The following is an 18,157-nucleotide window of genomic DNA, read 5'->3' as shown; positions in this document are numbered from 1 at the left end:
TGCTCGCTTCCAGCCAACCCTTGGCTGGAAGCCCCCATGCTTCACTCGCACCTCACCACCCTCAACGCCGTCTCCCTGATACTCGACACCTTCAAGGCCGAAGGCGTCGCCAGCGAGGTGCTACTGGCCGGCAGCGGCATCTGCGGCGCCGACCTGAGCCGTGCCGACACGCGCATCACCACCAATCAGGAAATGCGCGTATGCACCAATGCCGTGGCCTTGCGCCGAGACATCGGCCTGGAACTGGGCCAACGCATGCATGTGTCGTCCTACGGCATGCTCGGCTATGCGCTGCTGACCAGTGCCACCTTCGGTGACGCTTTGCGCCTGGCCCTGCGCTACCCGGCGCTGTTGGGAACACTTTTTGAGCTGAGCCTGGAAGAAGACAGCCAGCGAATCTGGTTCACCGCCAGCGATTACCGGGAAAACCCGGCGCTGACCGAATTCAATGTCGAGTTCTGCCTGGTCTCGCTGAAAGTCATCTGTGACGATTTGCTGGGGCATTCCCTGCCATTACTCGGTGCCCGTTTTGAGCACTCGGCCCCCGACTACCGCGTGCGTTATGCCGAGCGTTTCGACTGTTCGTTGCAGTTTGAGGCCACCGCCAATGCCTTCGCCTTTGACCGGCGCTGGCTTGACCAACCCTTGCCGTTGGCTGACGCCATCACCCACCGCGCCATGGCCGAGCGCTGCCGCAAACAGAACACCGAATTCACCGGGCGCCAGGCCTGGCTGGGCCGAGTACGCCTGTTGCTGGAGGCTCATTTGAGCGTCGCACCGGGCATAGATGGATTGGCCGAGCAGATGAACTGTTCACCGCGCACCTTGCGCCGGCATCTGCATGACCTGGGTTGCAGCTACCAGGAACTGCTGGACGAACTACGCTTCGAACGGGCCAAGCAGTTACTGGGGGAGGATGAACTGCCGATCTATCGCATAGCCGAGCAGTTGGGCTTCAGCGAAACCGCGAGCTTCAGGCATGCCTTCGTGCGCTGGAGTGGTGTGGCACCGAGCCAGTTCAGGCCGTGATGCGCCATCACTGGGCACCGCTGCTTCATTGAGGGGCGAATAACGGACATACACTTTGGCCATATTTATCCCCTTTTGGCCGCTCCTGCCGTTCTCCAAAACCCCGCGCACCGCAACACTGCAAGGCATCCCAATCAGCCAGCGGAGAACAACAATATGCTGACGATCTACTCGGACGATCATCATCTGCACCACGGCCGTTGCGAATTGATGGACGGGCAGTTGATGCCTTGTTTCGAAATGCCCTCCCGCGCCGACCATGTCTTGCAACGGGTCAAGGATCGCGAGCTGGGCCCCGTGCAAGCTCCGCAGGACTTTGGCCTGGCGCCGCTGCAACGCATCCACAGCCGCGACTACCTGGACTTTTTCAAAGGCGCCTGGCAACGCTGGACCGAGTTTGGCCAGGACGGCGACCTGCTGCCCTACACCTGGCCCGCCCGGACCTTGCGTCGCGTATTGCCCACCAGCCTGCATGGTCAGTTGGGCTATTACAGCTTCGACGGCGGCGCGCCGATTACCGCCGGCACCTGGCAAGCGGCCTACAGCGCGGCCCAGGTAGCGCTGACCGCTCAACGCGCGATCCAGCAAGGCGCCCAAAGTGCCTTCGCCTTGTGCCGGCCGCCGGGACACCATGCCGCTAGCGACTTGATGGGCGGTTATTGCTACCTCAACAACGCCGCCATCGCCGCCCAGGCCTTTCTCGATCAGGGCCACACAAAGGTCGCGATCCTCGATGTCGATTACCACCACGGTAACGGCACCCAGTCGATTTTTTATGAGCGCAGTGACGTGCTCTTCACCTCGATCCACGGGCACCCGGAAGCAGAGTTTCCGTTTTTTCTGGGGTATGCCGATGAGCTCGGTGACGGCGCAGGCGAAGGCTTCAACTTTAACTACCCGCTTCCCGCCGGCTCCGGCTGGGACAGCTGGAGTGCTGCACTGGAAGAAGCCTGCACGGAAATCGAGCGCTACGGCGCCGACATCATCGTTGTCTCCCTGGGCGTGGACACCTTCAAGGACGATCCGATCTCACAGTTCAAGCTCGACAGCCCGGACTACCTGGCCATGGGCCAACGTATCGCGCGCTTGGGCAAGCCGACGCTGTTCGTGATGGAAGGCGGCTATGCCGTGGAAGAAATCGGCATCAACGCCGTGAACGTACTGGAAGGCTTTGAACACGAGGGGTCGCCACAATGAACATGCTCAAGTCTCTGGTCCTGTGCACTGCGCTCATCGGCGGCGTCGCCCACGCCGAAGAAAAAACCCTGCGGGTCTACAACTGGTTCGACTACATCACCCCCAAGGCCCTGGAAGACTTCAAAGCCCAGAACCCCGCGATCAAACTGGTCTACGACATCTTCGATACCAACGAAGCCCTGGAAGCCAAGCTGCTAACCGGCAACTCCGGGTACGACGTGGTGGTGCCGTCCAATGTGTTCCTGGCCAAGCAGATCGAGGCTGGTGTGTTCCAGCCTCTGGACCGCAGCCAGTTGCCGAACTGGAATCACCTTGATCCCAAGCTGATGAAGTTGATCGAGGCCAACGACCCGGGCAACAAATTCGCCGTGCCTTACATGTACGGCACCATCCTCATCGGCTTCAATCCAGACAAGGTCAAGGCGGCGCTGGGCGCCAATGCACCCGTGGCTAGCTGGGACCTGATCTTCAACGAAGCGAACATCAGCAAGCTCAAGCAATGCGGGGTGGCGCTACTGGATTCGCCGTCGGAAATCCTGCCGCTGGCACTGCAGCACCTAGGCCTGGACCCCAACAGCAGCAACCCCAAGGACTATGAAAAAGCCGAAGCGCTGCTGATGAAGATTCGCCCCTACATCACCTACTTCCACTCCTCCAAATACATGGCCGATATCGCCAACGGTGACATCTGCGTCGCCGTCGGTTACTCCGGCAGTTTCTCCCAGGCCGCCAACCGCGCCAAGGAAGCCAAGAACGGCGTGACCGTGGACATGCGCCTGCCCAAAGAGGGCGCGCCGGTCTGGTTCGACATGCTCGCCATTCCCAAGGGCGCGAAGAATCCGCAGGACGCCTACACCTTCATCAACTACCTGCTGCAACCCAAAGTGATTGCACCCGTGAGCGATTTTGTCGGCTATCCAAACCCAAACAAGGACGCCACCGAGTTGGTCGACCCGGCAATCCGCAATAACCCCAACCTGTACCCGACCGAAGCGGCGATGGCTACGCTGTACACCTTGAAACCATTGGACAGCAAAGCTGAACGCGCCCGGACTCGCGCCTGGACCAAGATCAAGTCCGGAACTTGAGCCACACATTGGCCCGGGCAGGCCAACCCGCCCGGGCTATCTAACTAACACCTGCCATACCCCACAGCTCGCTAGCTTTCGCGTCATAACGGTACCGCTCACCGGTACCGATTTGGACAAGGAAAAAGCTATGAGCACAACCCCTCCAACCTCGCACACCGCCCCACTCACACACCCACTGCTGGAAAAAGCCCTCCTCACCCGTCTGAGCTACGAAGGGCCAACCCTCCACGAAGTTGCCTCGAACCTGCTGCGCATAGAGTTGAAAGCCTTCTACCCCGATCTGGACATCGATCCCGACGACACGATGATCGCGACCCCAGCCTGGGACTTCATCGATAACGAATTGATCTGCAGTCACATCCAGTACACCTCCTTGAGCCGGGCCCTGGTCGGCCAGAGCCTGGACGAAACAATCGCCAACTTCCTGGAAGGAGAGCATTTTCTGACGCGACAACCTTTCTCCGACAACCCGGTACACCTGGAAGTCAGCATCGAGAAGATCGCACAACTGCTCAATGATTTAGCTCCCGTGTTTTTCTTCGCGTTCAAGGAGCAGCAACTGGCCTTCTGGAACGCCACCGGTACCAAACTGCCTCGCTGGCAAGAGCTTTCCGACGGCCTTCGAAAAGCACTGAATGTGCAGGAAGTCGGGGGGTGGAATGCCGATCACTGCGCCATTGCCCAAGCGGTATCGGCATTCCCCGACAAGCAGGAGCGTATAACCCAACGACCAGAGATGGCAGACATCCAAGCCTGCCTGGTCGACATCGACATCCCAAACGGGAATACCCTTAAACATCTATCACTGGCAGGTATCGCAGTTCTACAAGGCCGCTACAAACAGCGCGACATCCTGCTGATGTACACCGTCGAATTCGGCTATGAAACATTCAGCTCTCTGAGCGCGCTAGGTGCCGCATTACGCCCACTGTTCGAACCGCTGAGCGCTTCAGAGCCGTTTTCCTGGCGGCTGGTGGAGCCCGAAGGCAACTTTTTCGACCATATGGCCTGGGCCTTGATCAGCACTCAACTCAAGGAAATCGAATCACTCAATATCATCGACCCGCCGGCGCCCGCCGCTCAGGAAAATGTCGTTACAACGCCTCCAGCCACTGAGTTCAGTGATCGGGAAACCACCCGGCTGACGCAACTTGAAGAGTCGATACCCGACTGGCTACTCGACGCATCGACACATGAACTGAGCGACTACAGCCAATACCTGATTGAACTGAGCACGCTGCGTAATCAGACACCGGATGACCTGTTCTGCATCCCCCCGATCACAGCCTTCGCCCAGAAGACGATGCGTGAAGCCATCATTGCCGACAAGGCCAAGGAGGGCGCCGGTAAACTGCCGCTCGATGAACTGCAAATCACCCGGACGGAAAGCTTCACGGCGGGTGCATTTACCCTGCCCAATCCGTTTGAACGGCATGTCCAGACCCTTGGCGAATATGGCCTCACCAACGCGCCACCCTACCTGGCCAGCGTGAACTTCAAACATGGGCAAACCGTTCCTGACTGGCTCACCATCAGTTATCTGACTGGCATCGCAGAACACGTCGACATCGGCAAGATTTACCCCGAGTTGATCAAAAGCAAATTGGTCGATGACACGCGCGAAGCGCCCCGACAAAAGCGATTCCAGAGCCGCCAACTGCGTTCGACACTGCCGCTGCTGGCACTGGAATGCAAAGTCAAACAACAGGGCAATGTGAATGCCCAAGGCTATCGCTACATCGTCGAACTGGTTCAGCCGACGCCCGATAACCGACAGCCTATCGTCATCAGGCCCCTGTCGATTCGCCCACAGGGGCGGCTTAGCAGCACCAGCGATAACATCCTCAACATGTTTATTATTGGTCCACGCAACCCGGAAGATGGCCCCTGCCTGCTCTATCGTCCCTTGATGGATAACCCGTTGCTGCAGTTCCAGTCATTCCAGAACATGTTCTACGCCATGCATCAACCGGGCGAACTTCGAGATTCAATACTGGCCTGGCTGCCTGACCGAGCGCTGAGCTTCAACTACTCCCAATACATCTTCCCCATTGGCCTGCCTTCGCCCTGGCTGACGGTTCAATCGTTGTCTGAGCCCTTGAGCCTGCACGAGTGGACAGGGCCCGTCATTTTCACCAGCACTGAACTGACGGGCGATATTTTCGGAGCCCTGTTTGATGCCAATGCAAAGGCCATGATCGAACTGGCAGACCGCCAATCGCTCTCCAACGCCCAGAGACGATGGGCCCTGCTCGAAGACAGTGGCTGGGCCATTTTCAACGCCGCCTCGAACTTTCTGAACGGGTCCGCCGGAGTAGCCGTATGGGCCTGGCAAGCCATTAGCGATATCCAACAAACAGTGGACGCCCACAACCAAGGAAATGACTTGATCCAATGGACGAGCTTGGGCGATGTATTGATGGCGCTGGCGATCATGGTTGCCCATCAAGCTCATCACCACCGCCAAACAGGCCTCAGACGGCCCTCTCATTTCAGACCGGCATTCACAGGGAGTGAAACGTCGACAGCGATGCAAATCCGGCCCACGGCGGTCGCCCACAGCTCATTGCCCCACAGCCAATACGCAACCATCGCGATCGGTGGTTCGGTGCAGCGTCGGACACCTGAACAATTGAATACTTACCTGGACAGTTTCAAGGTGGCGGCGCCAAACCTGCAGGGCAAGACAACAACGCTCACAGCCTCACCTGCCGCGCCAGCTTCGCCATTGCACCAGTTACAGGACAGCCATTACGCGCAGGTTGGCCAACGCTGGTTCGAAGTGGTGACTGATGAAGATGAAAACATCCTGGTGCTCGACCCCCTGCATCCTTCCCGGGAGGGCCCTCGCCTCGCCCATGAGCCAAGTGGCTCATGGCGTATCGATACCAGCTTGCGCTTGCTCGGCAGCGGCGCAAGCCTGAAAAGCCAACTAAAAGCCAAGCGAGCGGTTAAAGCGCAGCAGCGACTGGCGCTGGAGCAACAATTGGCAGAACGCAGGGCAAAGGAAACCCCATTGAAGACAGAGCTGAGAACACTGTATCGAGACTTCATGCTGGAAGAAGAATCGACGCAGTATCAGTTGAAGCTCCAGCGCAGCCTGGTCAAGACCGAGGAGCTCACCACGCATTATCAAGAAACACTGGCTCTGTTCAAAAAGTGGCGAGAGGCAGGAGGCACTGAGGGGTACACACAGGAATTGCTCAGGCTGAGCATTGAACACCACAAGCATCTCAGCCTGTGGATATCAATCAAGCAAATTGGCTATTCCAGCGTCATGTCACGTATCGAGAGCGCCCTGAAGTCTGAGCCTGGCCTTTCTCGACAGCCGCTTCTGGACGATATCAACCTGGGCGTTCAACTGAGTCACGAAATGCAAGCCAAACTCGCCCACCTGAACGAGGTGCAGGATGAGCTTGCGGACCTCGGTGCACCCGGCGTCATGGAGGTCATACGGTTGAAAGCATTGGCACCCAAGTTCACCAAATGGGACTTGAAAACCAATGAGATCGCTACCGCCTACGAGCTGTGCATCCGTGAACAAGCCGCCCAGGACATGGAGGAAGCGCGAACAATGGTCGCCTACGTCGTACACCGTGCCGGGTTGGCCAGCAAAGCGCTCGTGCACATGATGCGGGGCGTAGAGGACAGCCCTGCGGGAGCAGATCAAATCGAGCACCTGCTCAGAATCATTGATGATTACAGCAGTGTCAGCCAGCGCATTGATGAGTTGCCGGGGGATTACCCCGACCTGGTTGAACCCACTCAACTGACACGCCTGAACGTACTGGTTGAGGAGTTTCAGCACTTGGCGCAGAGAACACTCGATAGCCTGACTTCACAACAGACTGCTTCCGCGACAGTCACAGCAACTGCCGGTCCCTCCAGGTTGCGTCCCAAAATAAAAATCACCAAAACGCGCCCCCGGGACCAACCCAAAAAACCAGTCGATACCCGCAAACAAGAACCCCTAAAGCTTATTCAGCCGTGGGCCGCTCATCCTTCAACCGGCCACGGCGACTATGCCCAAACGATCAGCGACGCGATGGACCTGAACATAGACATCAATGACTTCATCAAGCGCACGCAAAAGGACGCCCTCAGGCCCAAGCGGGTACCTGCGGACATGCAGGATATTTTCGACCAGCACGCTCTCAAGCTAGAGCAGGCGGCCACGGCTGTCGAAACGCTTAATGCCGATCCATCCAACATCGGAAAACTTGCGCCTGTGGCCAGCCTGCACTTGGAGCTGCGTGCAGGGGCCGCCCGGCTACGCCGTGAAGGCATCAATACCCGGGCAAAAATCCTCAAGACCCGCAAACCTCGCCAGGCCTATTTTGAGTGGCTGCTCGACAACAATCAGGTACGGGTCACCCGCAACGACGCCGGCAGAATCAAGACCCAGCAGCATGATTACTTCCAAGAGTACGTGATTCTCGACACGGCCAACAAGGATCAGCCCCTGTGGCTCGCCCACTTTCATTACCCGAGCCTCAAGACCCCCGCCTACGCATTTACTGCGGCTCATCTCAAGATTTCCGACACGCATTTGCAGCAGTTCACCCCCGCTATGCAGGATGAGTTGACTCACCGTACCCCCCTGGATAACCAAGTGCGCAAGCTCAGCGATCCGTTGATGCAGGCGGTGTTTCTGAAGCTCGAACGCCCTCAGCCTTAACCGCCGGTGCGTTTACCGGGGCTGCCACACCTTGCGCAACCGCGCCAGCGCATCAGTGATAGCGGCCTCGGGCACGGCGGCAAACCCGAGCACCAAGCCGGCACGCTGATCCGCTGGAGTGTCGGAGTTCGGCAGCCAGTAGCCGCTCAAACCGTTGACCTCGACATCTGCCTCGCGGGCCTGGCCCAGCAATTCACCCTCTCGGGCCAGGCTGTTCACCCTCACTGTAAGGTGCAGACCTGCCGCAACACTGGGCAGGTTGCCCATGCCTGGCACGTCGGCGGGCCAGCCGGCCAGCAAGGCATTGCGCCGACTCAAGGCCGCGCGACGCATGCGGCGAATATGCCGCTGGAAATGCCCCGCCGCCATAAACTCGGCCATCACCGCCTGGGTGCTGATCTCCGAGTGCCGCACATCCACGGCGCGGCGCTGGGAGAAGGCGTCCACCAGGCCTGGCGGCAACACGAGGTAACCCAGACGCAATGCCGGAAAAGCAACTTTGCCGAAGGTGCCAACGTAGAGCACTCGCCCGCTGCGATCCAACGCTGCCAACGGCGCCAAAGGCGCGCCGCTGTAGCGATACTCACCGTCGTAGTCGTCCTCAATGATCCAGCCACCGCTGCGCTCGGCCCAGGCCAGCAACTCCAGGCGGCGAGCCAGGCTCATGACCACGCCCATCGGGTACTGGTGGGACGGGGTGACGTAGGCCAGGCGGCAATCCTTGAGCACGTTCAGCGCTGTGCAGTCGATGCCTTCAGCGTCCACCGCCACGCCGTGGAGCTTCGCACCGGCAATCGCGAACGCATGCCCCGCTGCCCGATAGCCGGGATTTTCAATCGCCACCATGTCCCCAGGCTCCACCAGCAGCTGTGCACAAAGGCTTATTCCCTGCTGCGCGCCGCTGGTGATCACTATTTGCTCAGCCGTGCACTGCATGCCTCGAGAACTGCGCAAATAGGCTGCGATCAGCCCACGCAGTCGCTCATCTCCCGCCGGGTCGCCATAACACAGTTGCTGCAGGTCGGGTTTGCGCCAGAAAGCCGCATTCAGCTTGGCCCAGACGTCAAACGGGAACAGGTCGAAGGCCGGTACGCCCACGCGAAAAGCTCGCGGCGGGCCAGTGGGAGGCTGAGGTAAATGGTTGTTTTCCAGCCGTGCCAAAGCGGGGCTGTGGATAACTTTACTGGACGAAATCCCAGTGGAATTTGATGATTTTGTGGATAAGGTTGGGGATAAGCCTGTTGAAAACCCTGTGGATAGTTTTGTGGATAGTTTTTTTGCCGGCTCACCAGTTGCAGGCAGTTGTGCCACATAAGTCCCGTCGCCAACCCGCCCTTCGATAAAGCCTTCTGCGTAAAGCTGATCGTAGGCCCGCACCACGCTGTTACGGGAAATCGACAACGCCGCCGCCAGATCTCGGCTGGCTGGCAGCCGCGTGCCACCGACCAGTCGCCCATCCAGGACTCGCTGGCGCAAGGCCTGGTACAGCTGACGCGTCAACCCCTGCCGTCGATCCAGTTCGATTCCGGCAGGGTTGAACGACAGCGGTGGCTCTAATGAGGGCATGGCAAACGCTCCGCAAATTGGACCTATGAAATGGACCAAAGATGGCTCTTACAACGAACCATTAGCCTGCCTAGGATGTAGCCATTCGCCAAGGAAAATATTCATGTACACACCCCGCGCCTTTGCCCTCGATGATTTGCCCGAACTCCAGCAACTGATCCAGCACACGCGCCTGGCGCAGGTGGTGACCTTTGGCGAGCAAGGCCTGCAAGCCAGCCACTTGCCGCTGCTGCTCAACCCCGATGAAGGCCCCAACGGCACCCTCTACGGGCACATGGCCAAGGCCAACCCACAGTGGCAAGATCTGCAAAACGGCACGGAGGCCCTGGTGATTTTTGCCGGTGCCGATGCGTACATCAGCCCATCGTTTTACCCGGCCAAGGCTGAACACGGCAAAGTGGTGCCCACGTGGAATTACCTCGCAGTCCATGCTTACGGCCAGGCCGAGGTGTTCACCGATGCCGAGCGTCTACTCAAGCTGGTCAGCGCCCTGACCGATCGTCACGAATCCGCTCGGGTCCAGCCCTGGAAAGTCAGCGATGCCCCGGCGGACTACATTGACGGCATGCTCAAGGCCATCGTCGGCTTCGCCCTGCCGGTCCAGCGCCTGGAGGGCAAACGCAAACTCAGCCAGAACCGCAGCGCGGCAGACATCGCCGGTGTCCGTGAAGGGCTGGCCGCAAACGCTGACCTGCGCGACCAGACCCTCGCCCGATTTATCCCCAAGGAGCCAACATGAGCCAGATCGAAATCCGCCGCGTAGAAGCCGCCGACCACGCCGCCTGGTTACCCCTGTGGCAAGCGTACTTGCGCTTCTACAACACCGAACTGCCAGACGCGGTCAGTACCAGCACCTGGCAACGCCTGATCGACCCCAGCGAGCCGACTCACTCGGCCCTTGCCTGGCAGGACGGCAAGGCTGTGGGCATGGTCAACTTCATCTACCACCGCTCCAACTGGAGCATCGAGAACTCCTGCTACCTGCAGGATCTGCTGGTAGACCCGGCTCAACGGGGTACCGGTGTGGGCCGCAAACTGATCGAGTTCGTCTACACCACCGCCAAGGCGGATGGTTGCTGCAAGGTCCACTGGCTGACCCACGAGACCAACGCCACCGCTATTCAACTTTATGAACGCATCGCCGAACGCCCTGGTTTTATCCAGTTTCGCAAAGGCCTTTAAGGAGCACCGCATGTCGACATCACTGGCAGACTGGAAAGGCGTTCCCGCACCGACGGTCCAACTGATCGAAGGGCGCTTTATCCGCCTGGAAAAACTTGACCCGGCCCGCCACGGCGATGGGCTGTGGCAAGCCCTCGCGGGCCCGGGCGCCGACCCCAAGCTATGGGACTATTTACCCTACGGCCCCTTCGAGCGCAGTGCGTTCGATGCTTGGCTGGACAACCACGCGGCCCATAGCGACCCGTACTTCTTCAGCGTCATCGACCGCGCCAGCGGCGAGGTGCAAGGCATCCTCAGCCTGATGTCCATCGTCCCGGCACAGGGCCGTATCGAAATCGGCCACGTCACCTTTGGCGCACCGATGCAGCGCTCGCCGAAGAGCACCGAAGCGGTGTTCCTGCTGGCCAAGCACTCATTCGAACAAGGCTACCGTCGCCTGGAATGGAAGTGCAACAACGGTAACGCCCGCTCCAAATATGCGGCCGAGCGCCTGGGCTTCAGTTTTGAAGGGGTGTTCCGCCAGCACATGGTGGTCAAGGGGCAGAACCGCGATACGGCATGGTTTTCGATTCTGGATTCGGAATGGCCGGCGATTGGGGCGGGGTTTGAGCACTGGCTTTCGGATGAAAACCAGACGGTTGACGGGCAGGTGAAGACGCTGGTGGAGTGCCGTAGCTAAAGACTCCAAACACCACCGATCAAATGTGGGCTGGGCTGGCTTGTTGCATCGTCACACCGTCGCGATGGGCATAGGTATCTACACAACTTCGAGGACTTGGCTTTCTGCCTCGGCTACTCAGATAAACGTCGCCCTCTGTAACCGCTGGCGCAGCCTGCGATCGGCTGCGTAGCAGTCGCCAGGATCTTGAAACCACCGAAGGTCCTTCGGCCCTTATCGCAGCCTCGTGCCTCGGCAGCGGCTACAGGGCTTTCAGGGGACTCAAGAAATGTGTAATCGCGGCGGTGCAACGATTCGACAAGCCAGCCCACATTAGATCGTTATCGTTTTCGTACCCTTTGCTCGGCCCTGCTCCTTCGTCATCTTTCCGACATATTCCTGTAAACACCCTCCGCTATACAGGTCGCCTCGTTTCCTAAAACAAGGTCGACCGCCATGCCCTCCTCGCCTCACCGTCTTGCGCTCACACTCGCCCTGCTGACCGGCGGCGGTTTCGTTGAACTGGCGCAGGCCAAGACGGTGCAGATCGACACGCCAACCACCACCGCACAAACCCTCGGCGGCAGTGACACGTTGACGACCTCGGCGCCCGGCAGTATCACCACCGCCAAGGTAGCCGTCACACTCAAGGATGGCACCAGCGGCAAAGGCGTGGTGATTGATAACGCGGGCAACCTCGCTTCCACCGGCGGCCGGGCCATCGATAGCAGTGGCGACCTCTCCAAAACGCGCAACTACAGCATTTACAACCGCGCAGGCGGGGTAATCCAGGGTGCCAACGACGCGCTGCGCATCGACAGCAATTTCGCCAGCGGCAGCCTGTTGATCGACAACAGCGGCACCATTCGCTCTGCCACCGGCCAAGGCCTGGACCTGGATGCGATCCGCAGCAACAACGTCACCACCACCCTCATCAACCGCGCAGACGGGTTGATCCGGGGCGATACCAGCGACGGCATGAAGACCGGCGCCAACGCCACCATCACGAACTATGGCGAGATCTCCACCGGGGACACCTTCTCCCGGGATGACAAGTTCGATGGCGTGGATATCGACTCGGCCACCGGCGTGACCGTGACCAACTACGGGACCATTTCCGGTGGCCGTCACGGCATCACCACCGACCTGGGTGCGACGCTGACCAACTACGGCACAGTGATCGGTCGCAACGGCTCGGGCTTTGGTTCTGATGGCGACGGCACGGTAATCAACCACGGCACCATCACCGGCGCGTACTCCGGGCTGCAACCGGATGGCGACGGTGATGGCGTAGACATCGACAAGATCGCCCATATCGAAAACTACGGTGTCATCCAGGGCACAGGTGCCGGTGGCGTCGACAAGAACGGCTTTGCCAACGGCAGCGAAGGCATAGCCCTGGGCGGTGGCTATGTATTCAACGGCATTGGTGCACGGGTGAGTGGTGCCAACAACGCGATCCTGGTGGACGACGGCAGCGATGGCCCGGGACTGGCCGCGACTACATTGGAAAACCACGGCACTATCGAAGGCCAGAATGGCTTTGGTGTGAAGTTCATCGGCGAGTTTGCCGACACGGTAATCAACGCAGGCTTGATCAGCGGCAGTAACGGCCTGGCCCTGGATCTGGGCGCAGGCGATGACAACCTGATCCTGCGTCATGGCAGCCGCTTTATCGGCGCGGTCGACGGCGGCAGCGGTTACGACCGCCTGACCATGGACGACGCCGCGGGTGGCAGCTTTGGTGACAGTCGCAATTTCGAATGGCTGAACGTCAAACAAGGCACCTGGACCCTCACCGGCAACGGCGACTTCAGCGACGGCGGCGAGATCTACAGCGGTGCCAAGTTGATCAACCAGGGAGGGATCGCCGGCAACCTGACGGTCGACGAAGGCGGGATTTATGCCGGTGGCGGCAATGTGGGCAGCCTGTTGATCAAAGGCACACTGCAAACCAATACGGCGCTGGGCACCGCCAGCATCACTCGCGACCTGACCATGACCAGCGGTTCGACGCTAGCCTATGGCGTCAACGCCGATGGCAGCAGCGCACCGGTCAATGTCGGCGGCACCGCCTACCTCAACGGTGCAACCCTGGCCGTGAATCCCGGCAGCGGCACTTTCCCGTGGCAGAGCCACTACACGGTGCTGCAAGCAGGCAGCATCAATGGCACATTCGGCACGGTCACCAGCGACTACGCCTTCCTGACCCCGACCCTGGATTACAGCCCGACTCAGGTCGGCCTGACCTACGCCCGTAACGATGTAGCGTTCAATCAGTTCGCCAGCACCGGCAACGGCAGCAACGCCGCCAACAGCCTGGCGACCCTGGGCAAAAACAACGCGCTGTATAACGCCTTGCTCAACACCACCACCGGCACCGCAGGCGCAGCCATCGAACAATTGGCGGGCAGCAGCACCGCCAACCTGACCAGCGCCACCCTCGGTGCCAGTGCCCAGGTCGGCAACAGCATGCTGACGGCCATGCATCAACTGGGCGGCGGCGCGGGATTGCTGGTCGGGGTTGATCAGGGCGATGCACCTGTTCTCGCGGCCACTGGCGTACCGGCCGAGGCGCGCAACCTCAATGATCCGAATGCCCGTGGCCGCCTGTGGCTGCAAGGCATCGGCAGCTACGGCAAGCTCGACGGCGACCACGGCAGCAACGGCCTGACCCAGCGCACCAAGGGCAGCGTGCTCGGTGCCGATTGGGCGCTCACCCCTGAGTGGCGTGTGGGTGTGCTGGGCGGCTATTCGAAGACCGACCTGGACACCACCGGCGTCGACGGCAGCGTCGACAGCTGGCACGCCGGGGCCTATGCCATGCGCCAGAGCGGGCCGCTGGCCTTGCGCCTGGGGGCGGCTTACAGCGGGCATCAAGGAGACAGCAAACGCACCGTGGCCTTCAATGGTTTCAACGATCGGCCCAAGGGTGACTACGACGCCAACAGCCAGCAAGCCTTCGCCGAAGTGGGCTACGCCATGGGTAGCGGGCGCCTGAGCGCCGAGCCGTTTGCCAACCTGGGTTATCAGCGCTACCACCGTGACAGCTATCGCGAAAAAGGTGGCGCCGCGGCGCTGCGGGTCGAGGGGCAAACCCAGGATAATTTCAGCAGTACGTTCGGCCTGCGCCTGGCGCATTTGAGCCAACTGGAAAGCGGCATCAGCCTCACGCCACGAGTCAGCGCCGGCTGGAAACATACCTACGGCGACGTCGACAGCAGCACCCGCCAGGCTTTCCTGATGGGGGGCACTGCCTTCAATGTCGAAGGCAGTGCCTTGGATCGCGACAGCCTGCTGCTGGAAGCGGGGCTGGATGTCGGCCTGTCGGCACGCCATACCCTCGGTGTCGGCTACAGCGGTGAAATCGGCAGTAACAGTCGTAATCATGGCCTGATCGGGCAATGGCAGATGAGTTTTTAATCGCGCCAGACTAGAGACGCCTCCCGCAAGCGAGGAGTAAAAGCCCTGACAGTTATTGCCGCCGCGCCTCGCTAAATTCCCCGACCTCATACATCAGAGGTTGGGACAGCATGCCTTTCACATCACAGCGACTCGTACTCGCTATTACCCTCGCGCTGGGCGCTACCGGCATTCAATACGCCCAGGCACGGGGAGACATGGAGCCGGACAGCGAACGGCTCATCCAAAACCCCGTTGACGGCACAAAGGAGTACCACTACCCCGCGCTACCCGAGCCCACCACCGACTTCTACTTCGCCGACCACGCGACCTCCCGCAACGGCCTGCGCGCGGCCCATGTAATGGACACTGCCGTAGATACCCTGCTGGAGTCGGACGAGTTGACCGAGTGGGATCGATACGAACTCGAGAATATCGGGGCGTACCTGGGCGGCCTGGAACCGGGCCGGGTGGGTGCCGTCCTTGAGCAACTGGCCGCCACTCAGAATGCCAACCTGGGCACCGCCACCCAGAACAGTATGAAACAACTGAACACCAGCCTGCTCACGACCCTGCGCCAGTTGAGCGACAACAGCGCCGAAAACAGCAATGGCCGGTTCTGGTTCCAGGGCCTGGGCAACACAGGCCGGCTTGACAGCCAGCATGGCAGTGCGGGTTTGCAGCAACGTACCCAAGGCCTGCTGCTAGGCGCGGACTGGGCGGTAGACCACGCGTGGCGAGTCGGCGTGATGGGCGCTAAAACCGGCAGCGACCTAAGCGCCAAACGCTTCAAGGGCGAGTTGGACAGCTGGCATCTAGGTGGTTACGCCGTGCGCCAGGACGGTCCTTTGGCCTTACGCCTGGGTGCGATCTATAGCGACCACAACGGTCAGAATAAACGCGGCGTCGACTTCGATTTTGTTAATTACAAGGAACAGGTCACAGGCAAGTACGACGCCCAAAGTCAGAACGCCTTCGCCGAGTTGGGCTATCAGCTGGACAAAGGCAATTTGAACGTCGAACCCTTTGCTGGCATTGGCTACCAGCGTTACCACCGGGACCGCTTCAAGGAAAAGGGCGGCCTTGTGGCGCTGAACGTTGGCGAACAGAAGCAGGAAAACCTCAGCAGCACCTTCGGCGTTCGGCTGGCCAGCCTTCACTCGCTGGATAACCAGATGACCCTCAAGCCACACCTGAGCACGAGCTGGAAACACCTCTACGGTAACGTCGACAGCCAGGTTCGGCAGTCGTCCATTCTGGCGGATAAAAAAGACTTCAACAGCGACTTCACTATCAACGGTACCGCCCTGGATCGCGACAGCCTCGCGCTTCAGGCGGGCCTGGATATAGGCCTTTCCGCCCACCAGACCATAGGCCTGACCTATACCGGTGAGTTTGGCAGCAACAGCCGTAATCAGGGCATCATGGGGCAATGGGCAATGGGCAATGGGCAATGGCCTTCTAATACGGCCTCTTATTCCGGGCGAAAAAAAGGGGGCACATGCCCCCCCGAGGATTAAACGGTAGTCTCGAAGGCTGTTTTTCAGCCTTCGATTTCGATCAGGATTTCGCCAGGGTTAACCCGGTCGCCCTTGGCCACATGAACAGCGGTAACCTTGCCGGCGATAGCTGCCTGGACTTCGGTCTCCATCTTCATGGCTTCAGTGATCAACACGGCCTGGCCGGCTTTCACCACATCGCCTTCCTTGACCAGCACATCGACGATATTGCCCGGCATTGCGGTGCTGACATGCCCCGGCTCACTGGCGTGCTTGCGCTTGCTGCCGCCGCTGCTGACAAACTCGTTGAGCGGCTCGAACACCACTTCTTCCGGCATGCCGTCGATGGACAGGTAGAAATGACGCTTGCCTTCGGCCTTGACGCCCACACCGGTAATATCGACGCGGTAGCTTTCGCCGTGCACGTCGATAACAAATTCGGTCGGCACACCTTCCCCACCGGCACGCGTCACACCGCCGGCTTCCGGGATCGGCAACAGCACTTCCGGCGTCAGGGTGCCGGCGTCGCGCTCTTCGAGGAACTTGCGCCCGATGTCCGGGAACATCGCGTAGGTCAGCACGTCTTCTTCAGACTTGGCCAACGCACCGATTTCGCCACGCAGCTTGGTCATTTCCGGCTTGAGCAAATCGGCTGGGCGGACGTCGATCACCTCTTCGCTGCCGATGGCCTGACGCCGCAGTTTTTCATTCACCACGCCCGGCGCCTTGCCATAGCCGCCTTGCAGGTACAGCTTCACTTCGTTGGTGATGGTCTTGTAGCGCTCGCCAGCCAATACGTTGAAAAACGCCTGGGTGCCGACGATCTGCGAAGTCGGCGTCACCAGCGGTGGAAAGCCGAGGTCTTCACGCACACGCGGAATCTCTGCCAGCACTTCGCTCATACGGTTCAGCGCGCCCTGCTCTTTCAACTGGTTGGCCAGGTTGGAAATCATCCCTCCCGGTACCTGGTTGACTTGCACGCGGGTATCGACGGCGGTGAATTCGCTTTCGAACTGGTGGTACTTCTTGCGCACGGCGTAGAAGTACAGGCCGATTTCCTGCAGCAGTTCCAGGTTCAAACCGGTGTCGAACTCACTGCCTTTAAGGGCTGCGACCATCGACTCGGTGCCTGGGTGGCTGGTGCCCCAGGCGAAGCTGGAGATGGCGGTATCGATATGATCGGCGCCGTTTTCAATGGCCTTGAGTTGGCACATCGCGGCCAAACCAGCCGTGTCGTGGGAATGGATGAACACCGGCAGGGTCTGCTCGGCTTTCAGCGCCTTGACCAGCTCGCCAGTGGCGTACGGGGTCAACAGGCCGGCCATGTCCTTGATCGCCACCGAGTCGCAACCCATGGCTTCCATTTGCTTGGCCTGGGCCACAAACGCCTCGATGGTGTGCACCGGGCTGGTGGTGTAGGCGATGGTGCCCTGGGCGTGTTTACCGGCGGCTTTCACCGCTTCGATGGCCACGCGCAGGTTACGTACGTCGTTCATCGCATCGAAGATGCGGAACACATCGATACCGTTAACCGCAGCCTTGGCGACGAAGGCCTTGACCACGTCGTCGCTGTAGTGACGATAGCCCAGCAGGTTCTGGCCGCGCAGGAGCATTTGCAGGCGCGTGTTGGGCAACGCGGCGCGCAGTTTGCGCAGACGCTCCCACGGGTCTTCTTTCAGGAAACGTACGCAGGCGTCGAAGGTCGCGCCGCCCCAGACTTCCAGGGACCAGTAGCCGACTTTGTCGAGCTTGTCGCAGATCGGCAGCATGTCGTCGGTGCGCATGCGGGTCGCCAGCAACGATTGGTGAGCGTCGCGCAGGATGGTGTCAGTTACGAAGATTTTCTTAGACATTG

11 protein-coding genes are annotated in these 18,157 nt (G+C 59.9%); 9 read left to right on the top strand and 2 right to left on the bottom strand.

Annotated elements, in window-relative coordinates; genetic code table 11:
• Positions 1–36: 36 nt before the first annotated feature.
• The 4 genes from J7E41_RS05845 (at position 37) to J7E41_RS05830 (ending at position 7,995) form a co-directional block, all read left to right on the top strand.
• A complete protein-coding gene (locus tag J7E41_RS05845) occupies positions 37–1,029 on the top strand; it encodes an AraC family transcriptional regulator (protein WP_214990812.1) in 993 nt (330 codons plus the stop codon).
• Between the two features lie 156 nt (positions 1,030–1,185).
• On the top strand, positions 1,186–2,226 hold the full coding sequence (locus J7E41_RS05840) for a histone deacetylase family protein (protein WP_214990810.1): 1,041 nt from the start codon (positions 1,186–1,188) through the stop codon (positions 2,224–2,226).
• Positions 2,223–3,314 (top strand): polyamine ABC transporter substrate-binding protein, encoded by a 1,092-nt coding sequence (locus J7E41_RS05835; protein WP_214990808.1) that lies wholly within the window; start codon positions 2,223–2,225, stop codon positions 3,312–3,314. Before J7E41_RS05840 ends, J7E41_RS05835 begins: the two co-directional genes overlap by 4 nt.
• 130 nt (positions 3,315–3,444) lie before the next feature.
• Positions 3,445–7,995 (top strand): dermonecrotic toxin domain-containing protein, encoded by a 4,551-nt coding sequence (locus J7E41_RS05830; RefSeq protein WP_214990806.1) that lies wholly within the window; start codon positions 3,445–3,447, stop codon positions 7,993–7,995.
• A gap of 12 nt (positions 7,996–8,007) precedes the next feature.
• Here J7E41_RS05830 and J7E41_RS05825 read toward each other — a convergent pair whose 3' ends face one another.
• Positions 8,008–9,561 (bottom strand): PLP-dependent aminotransferase family protein, encoded by a 1,554-nt coding sequence (locus tag J7E41_RS05825; protein WP_214990804.1) that lies wholly within the window; start codon positions 9,559–9,561, stop codon positions 8,008–8,010.
• 103 nt (positions 9,562–9,664) lie between these two features.
• On the opposite strand from J7E41_RS05825, the gene J7E41_RS05820 reads away from it, so the two are divergent.
• The 5 genes from J7E41_RS05820 to J7E41_RS05800 all read left to right on the top strand — a co-directional run bounded on the left by J7E41_RS05820 (position 9,665) and on the right by J7E41_RS05800 (position 16,323).
• Entirely contained in the window at positions 9,665–10,300 is a 636-nt protein-coding gene (locus J7E41_RS05820; protein WP_214990803.1) for an FMN-binding negative transcriptional regulator, read from the top strand.
• A complete protein-coding gene (locus tag J7E41_RS05815; RefSeq protein WP_214990801.1) occupies positions 10,297–10,743 on the top strand; it encodes a GNAT family N-acetyltransferase in 447 nt (148 codons plus the stop codon). Before J7E41_RS05820 ends, J7E41_RS05815 begins: the two co-directional genes overlap by 4 nt.
• 10 nt (positions 10,744–10,753) lie before the next feature.
• A complete protein-coding gene (locus tag J7E41_RS05810) occupies positions 10,754–11,422 on the top strand; it encodes a GNAT family N-acetyltransferase (protein ID WP_214990800.1) in 669 nt (222 codons plus the stop codon).
• A 435-nt stretch (positions 11,423–11,857) separates the two neighbouring features.
• Positions 11,858–14,824, top strand: coding sequence for an autotransporter outer membrane beta-barrel domain-containing protein (locus tag J7E41_RS05805; RefSeq protein ID WP_214990798.1), 2,967 nt, complete (start codon positions 11,858–11,860; stop codon positions 14,822–14,824).
• A 110-nt stretch (positions 14,825–14,934) separates the two neighbouring features.
• Positions 14,935–16,323, top strand: a complete 1,389-nt coding sequence (locus tag J7E41_RS05800; RefSeq protein WP_214990796.1) for an autotransporter outer membrane beta-barrel domain-containing protein — start codon at positions 14,935–14,937, stop codon at positions 16,321–16,323.
• A 23-nt stretch (positions 16,324–16,346) separates the two neighbouring features.
• On the opposite strand, the gene oadA is transcribed toward J7E41_RS05800, so the two are convergent.
• Positions 16,347–18,155, bottom strand: coding sequence for a sodium-extruding oxaloacetate decarboxylase subunit alpha (gene oadA / locus J7E41_RS05795; protein ID WP_214990794.1), 1,809 nt, complete (start codon positions 18,153–18,155; stop codon positions 16,347–16,349).
• Between the last annotated feature and the right edge of the window lie 2 nt (positions 18,156–18,157).

The sequence above is a fragment of the Pseudomonas fluorescens genome (assembly GCF_018614655.1).
Taxonomy (GTDB): Bacteria; Pseudomonadota; Gammaproteobacteria; order Pseudomonadales; family Pseudomonadaceae; genus Aquipseudomonas; species Aquipseudomonas fluorescens_BX.
This window is presented reverse-complemented; position numbering and strand designations above follow the sequence as displayed.